The organism is Novosphingobium sp., from assembly GCF_049240505.1.
GTDB lineage: Bacteria > Pseudomonadota > Alphaproteobacteria > Sphingomonadales > Sphingomonadaceae > Novosphingobium.
Window position 1 is genome coordinate 1 of sequence record NZ_JBMLSM010000029.1, and the last position, 5,611, is coordinate 5,611.

The 5,611-nt window shown below is 60.9% G+C and carries 6 protein-coding genes; all 6 read left to right on the forward strand.

The window, feature by feature from the left end; translation table 11 throughout:
* Positions 1-74: 74 nt before the first annotated feature.
* The gene (gene nuoG, locus ACOVQ0_RS02930; RefSeq protein ID WP_421880030.1) at positions 75-2,078 is read left to right on the forward strand and encodes an NADH-quinone oxidoreductase subunit NuoG; all 2,004 of its coding nucleotides are present in this window, start codon (positions 75-77) and stop codon (positions 2,076-2,078) included.
* Positions 2,075-3,127, forward strand: coding sequence for an NADH-quinone oxidoreductase subunit NuoH (nuoH, locus tag ACOVQ0_RS02935; RefSeq protein ID WP_421880032.1), 1,053 nt, complete (start codon positions 2,075-2,077; stop codon positions 3,125-3,127). The genes nuoG and nuoH overlap by 4 nt, the downstream gene beginning before the upstream one ends.
* On the forward strand, positions 3,124-3,609 hold the full coding sequence (nuoI, locus tag ACOVQ0_RS02940; protein WP_421880034.1) for an NADH-quinone oxidoreductase subunit NuoI: 486 nt from the start codon (positions 3,124-3,126) through the stop codon (positions 3,607-3,609). The genes nuoH and nuoI overlap by 4 nt, the downstream gene beginning before the upstream one ends.
* A gap of 12 nt (positions 3,610-3,621) precedes the next feature.
* Positions 3,622-4,239 (forward strand): NADH-quinone oxidoreductase subunit J, encoded by a 618-nt coding sequence (locus tag ACOVQ0_RS02945; protein ID WP_421880036.1) that lies wholly within the window; start codon positions 3,622-3,624, stop codon positions 4,237-4,239.
* Positions 4,236-4,541, forward strand: coding sequence for an NADH-quinone oxidoreductase subunit NuoK (nuoK, locus tag ACOVQ0_RS02950; RefSeq protein WP_011445933.1), 306 nt, complete (start codon positions 4,236-4,238; stop codon positions 4,539-4,541). Before ACOVQ0_RS02945 ends, nuoK begins: the two co-directional genes overlap by 4 nt.
* Before the next feature lie 7 nt (positions 4,542-4,548).
* The coding region (nuoL, locus tag ACOVQ0_RS02955; protein WP_421880039.1) for an NADH-quinone oxidoreductase subunit L at positions 4,549-5,611 on the forward strand (1,063 nt) is incomplete at its 3' end.

Sequence of the window (5,611 nt, forward strand, 5' to 3'; positions counted from 1 at the left end):
CAGGGCCTGATCAAGCACTTCCGTCCGGAGATCGAGCGCCGGATTGCCGAGAACGTCCGGGAGGCAGCGGAATAATGCCTAAAGTCAAAGTCGACGGCGTTGAACTCGAAGTCCCGGCAGGTGCTACGGTCCTGCAGGCTTGCGAGCTGGCCGGCAAGGAAATCCCGCGTTTTTGCTATCATGAGCGGCTGAGCATTGCCGGCAATTGCCGCATGTGCCTGGTCGAAGTGAAGCCGGGGCCGCCCAAGCCGCAGGCCTCGTGCGCGCTTCCCGCCACCGAAGGCCAGGAAATCCGTACGGATTCCGAGATGGTCAAGAAGGCGCGCGAAGGGGTGATGGAGTTTCTCCTGATCAACCACCCGCTTGACTGCCCGATCTGCGATCAGGGCGGCGAATGCGATCTGCAGGACCAGTCGGTCGCCTATGGCCGCGGTGCCTCGCGTTATCACGAGCACAAGCGCGCGGTGACCGAGAAGTACATGGGCCCGCTCATCAAGACCACGATGACGCGCTGCATCCATTGCACCCGCTGCGTTCGCTTCAGCGAGGAAGTGGCGGGCGTGGACGAGATCGGCGCGCTCTATCGCGGCGAGACGATGCAGATTTCCACCTATCTGGAAAAGGCTGCGGCGCACGAGCTTTCGGCCAACGTGATCGACTTGTGCCCGGTCGGCGCGCTGACGTCTCGCCCCTATGCGTTCGAAGCGCGTCCTTGGGAATTGAAAAAGACGCTTTCGATCGACGTTTCGGACGCGATCGGTTCGAACATCCGCCTCGACAGCCGTGGCCGCGAAGTGCTGCGCATCCTGCCGCGCGTGAACGATGACGTGAATGAAGAGTGGTTGTCCGACAGGGCGCGCTACATGGTCGATGGCCTCACGCGCCGTCGTCTGGACAAGCCTTGGCTGCGCCGTGATGGCAAGCTGATGGCGGCCACGTGGGCTGAGGCGTTCGAGGCTGTGGCCAAGATCAATCCGGGTTCGTCTGTTGCGGTTGTTGCAGGCGATCTGGTTGATTGCGAGACGATGTTTGCGGCCAAGAGGCTGGCAGGGGCGCTTGGTTCGTCGCTGCTTGAAGGTCGCCAGACGGGCCTTGCCTATGACTGCTCGAACATTGCCGCAGTGAATTTCAATTCGACGTTGGCTGGCATCGAGGATGCGGACGCCGTGCTGATCGTCGGTTCGATGATCCGTGATGAAGCGCCGCTGCTCAACACCCGCCTGCGCAAGACGGTGAAGAAGGGCGCGAAGGTCTTCATCGTCGGCCCGCACTGGGATCCGACATATCCGGCGACGTTCCTGGGTGACGATCTGGCGGTGCTGGGCAGCCTGCCTGCCGAAGTGACCGATGCGTTCGGCGCGGCGCAGAAGCCTGCGATCATCATGGGCGGTGCGGCTCTGGGCAAGGGCGCTCTGGGCGCTGGTCTGGCGTTTGCCGAACAATTCAATCTGGTCCGGGAAGGTTGGAGCGGTTTCAACGTCGTCCACATGGCTGCAAGCCGCATGGGTGGCCTGATGCTGGGCTACGCGCAAAAGGGCGGCATTGCCGATCTGGTTGCGGCCAAGCCGAAGATGGTGATCTCGCTTGGCGCGGACGAAGTGGATTTCACGAAGTTTGCCGACAGCATGATCGTGCACATCGGCCATCACGGTGACAAGGCGGCGCACGCTGCCGACGTGATCTTGCCTGCCGCTGCGTTCAGCGAGAAGGACGGCACCTACGTCAACACCGAAGGCCGCGTGCAGTATGCCGAAAAGGCCGTGTTCGCGCCGGGCGATGCCCGCGAGGACTGGACGATCCTGCGCGCGATGGCCGATGCGCTGGGTGTTTCGGTAGGCTTTGACAGCTTTGAACAGCTTCGCGCGGCGATGGTTGCCGAAGTTCCGGTGCTGGGCATTGAAGGCTTGGTTGATTACGGTGCGCTGCCTGCTGCTGGTGCGAAGGCAGAAGGCGTGATTGCGGGCTATCCGATCAAGGATCGCTACCTGACCAACGCCATCGCCCGTTCCAGCCCGACGCTGCAACGCTGCTCGGCGGAACTGCTCCACGGTGAGACGTTTGCGGAGGCCGCGGAATGACCGAGTTCTTCATGGGTCTTGGCCTCTCCTACGAGTGGGCCTTCGGTATTTCGACCATTGCGGGCATTCTGCTCATCGCGCTTCCGCTGATGCTGGGCGTGGCGATGATCATTTATGCCGACCGCAAGATCTGGGCGGCGATGGCGCTGCGCCGTGGTCCCAACGTGGTCGGCCCGCTCGGCCTGCTGCAGTCGTTTGCGGACGGTCTGAAGGTGTTCCTGCAGGAAACGATCATTCCTTCTGCGGCGAACAAGGGCCTGTTCCTGATCGCGCCGATCATCACCTTCACTGTCGCGCTGATGGCGTGGGCGGTGATCCCGTTCAATTCGGGCGCGGTGCTGGCCAACCTCAATGTCGGTCTGCTCTATGTCCTCGCGATCTCGTCGCTGGGTGTTTACGGCGTGGTGATTGCGGGCTGGTCTTCCAACTCGAAGTATCCGTTCTTCTCGGCCATGCGCGCCTCGGCGCAGATGATCTCCTATGAAGTCTCGATCGGCTTCATCCTGATCTGCGTTGTGCTGTGGGCGGGGACGTTCAACCTGAACGATATCGTAAAGGCGCAGCTTGGCCACGGCCTCGGCATCGTCAACGGCTTCTGGTTCAACCCGCTGCTGTTTCCGATGTGGGTGATGTTCCTGATTTCGGGCATGGCCGAAACCGCACGCGCACCGTTTGACCTTACCGAAGCGGAATCGGAGCTCGTTGCCGGGTATCAGACCGAATACTCGTCGATGGCTTTCGCGCTCTACTGGCTTGGCGAATACGCTAACGTCCTGCTGATGTGCGCGTTGAACGCGACGCTGTTCTTCGGCGGATGGCTGCCGCCGCTCAATATCGACCTCATCCCGTGGTTCGATATTCCGGGCGTTGTGTGGCTGCTGGCCAAGATCCTGTTCTTCTTCTTCGTGTTCAGCTGGGTGAAGGCGACAGTTCCGCGCTATCGCTATGACCAGCTGATGCGCCTGGGCTGGAAAATCTTCCTGCCCGTATCGCTGCTGTTCGTATTTCTCGTCAGCGGCTACCTCATGGCTACCGGACACTTCGCATGACTGTCGGACAGCTCATCAAGAGCTTCACCCTGTGGGAGTTCGTGAAGGCGCACTGGCTGACCTTGAAGTATTTCTTCAAGCCCAAGGCGACGATCAACTACCCGTTCGAGAAGAACCCGCTTTCGCCGCGCTTCCGTGGTGAGCACGCGCTGCGCCGTTATCCCAACGGTGAAGAACGCTGCATCGCGTGCAAGCTGTGCGAGGCGGTCTGCCCGGCGCAGGCGATCACCATCGAGGCCGAACCGCGTGAGGACGGCAGCCGCCGCACTACGCGCTACGACATCGACATGACCAAGTGCATCTTCTGCGGTTTCTGTCAGGAAGCCTGCCCGGTCGATGCCGTGGTCGAAGGGCCGAACTTCGAATATGCGACCGAAACGCGCGAAGAACTGCTTTACGACAAGGCGAAACTGCTCGCGAACGGGGACAAGTGGGAGCGGGCGATTGCCACGAACCTTGAAGCCGATGCGCCGTATCGCTAGGGGGCCGCGCTAATGATCCAGGTGTTTGCCTTCTATCTCTTCGCCACGCTCTGCATCTTCAGCGGTGCCGTGACGATCCTTGCGCGCAATCCGGTGCATTCGGTGCTGTGGCTGATCCTCGCGTTCTTCAATGCTGCCGGCCTGATGGTGCTGGTGGGCGCGGAGTTTATCGCGATGCTGCTGGTCATCGTCTATGTCGGCGCGGTTGCGGTGCTGTTCCTGTTCGTCGTGATGATGCTCGACATCGATTTCGCCGAGCTGCGAGCCGGGTTCGTGAAGAACTTCCCGTTGGGCCTGGCGCTTGCGGTGGTGCTGTTCGTCGAACTGTTCGTCGGCCTGATCGTGCGCGGGGCCGGTTCGGTGGCCTTGGGCAAGGCCGATGGTTCGGCGGTGCAGGCTGCTGATGCTTCGAACATCGAAGCCATCGGTGCGCTGCTTTACAGCCGCTACCTGTTCCTGTTCGAAGCGGCGGGCATCGTCCTGCTGGTGGCCATGATCGGCGCTATCGTGCTGACGCATCGCCAGCGTGGTGGTGTGCGCGGTCAGAACGTGTCGAAGCAGAATGCGCGCCGTCCTGAAGACGCGACGGTCAATCTGCAGCCGGAAGTGGGCAAGGGGGTCCAACTGTGATCGGTATCGAACACTACCTTGTCGTCAGCTCGATCCTGTTCGTGCTGGGCGTGCTGGGCATCTTCCTCAACCGGAAGAACGTGATCATCATCCTGATGGCGATCGAACTGATCCTGCTGTCGGTGAACCTCAACCTCGTCGCATTCAGCGCGTTCCTGCACGATCTGGTCGGTCAGGTCTTTGCGATGTTCGTGCTGACGGTGGCTGCGGGTGAAGCGGCGATCGGTCTGGCCATTCTGGTCATCTACTTCCGTGGTCGCGGCACGATTGCTGTCGATGACGTCAACCGGATGAAGGGCTGAACTTTCGATGTCTTCCATCCTGATCATCGTATTCCTGCCATTGCTGGCAGCGATTATCGCCGGGCTTGGCAACAAGCGCTTGGGGCATGTGCCTGCCAAGGTCGTGACGACCGGCGCGCTGTTCATTTCCTGCGCGTTGTCCTGGCCGATCTTCCTCTCTTTCCTTGGCGGTCACACCGAAGCGAGCGTTACGCCGGTGCTGCACTGGGTAAAGTCGGGCAATCTCGACTTTGCGTGGGCGCTGCGGGTCGATACGCTGACCGCGGTCATGCTGGTGGTCATCACCAGCGTCTCAGCGCTCGTTCACCTCTATTCGTGGGGATACATGAGCGAGGAGCCGGATCAGCCGCGTTTCTTCGCCTACCTGTCGCTCTTCACGTTCGCCATGCTTATGCTGGTGACCGCCGATAACCTCGTCCAGATGTTCTTCGGTTGGGAAGGCGTGGGCCTCGCCTCGTATCTGTTGATCGGTTTCTGGTTCAAGAAGCCATCGGCCAATGCTGCCGCGATGAAGGCCTTCGTGGTCAACCGCGTGGGTGACCTCGGCTTCATGATGGGCATCTTCGGGACGTTCCTGGTGTTCGGCACCGTTTCGATCCCGGCGATCCTCGAAGCTGCGCCCGGTATGGCCGGATCGACCATCGGGTTCCTTGGGCTTAGGCTCGATACGATGACCGTGCTGTGTATCCTGCTGTTCATCGGCGCGATGGGCAAGTCGGCGCAGCTTGGCCTGCACACATGGTTGCCTGACGCGATGGAAGGCCCGACTCCGGTTTCGGCGCTGATCCACGCGGCAACGATGGTGACCGCTGGCGTCTTCATGGTATGCCGTCTTTCGCCGATGTTCGAAGTCAGCCCTACGGCGCTGTCGTTCGTCACCTTCATCGGCGCGATGACCTGCATCTTTGCCGCAACCGTCGGCACGACGCAGACCGATATCAAGCGCGTGATCGCCTATTCGACCTGTTCGCAGCTTGGCTACATGTTCTTCGCGGCAGGCGTTGGCGCTTACGGTGCGGCGATGTTCCACCTGTTCACGCACGCTTTCTTCAAGGCGCTGCTGTTCCTTG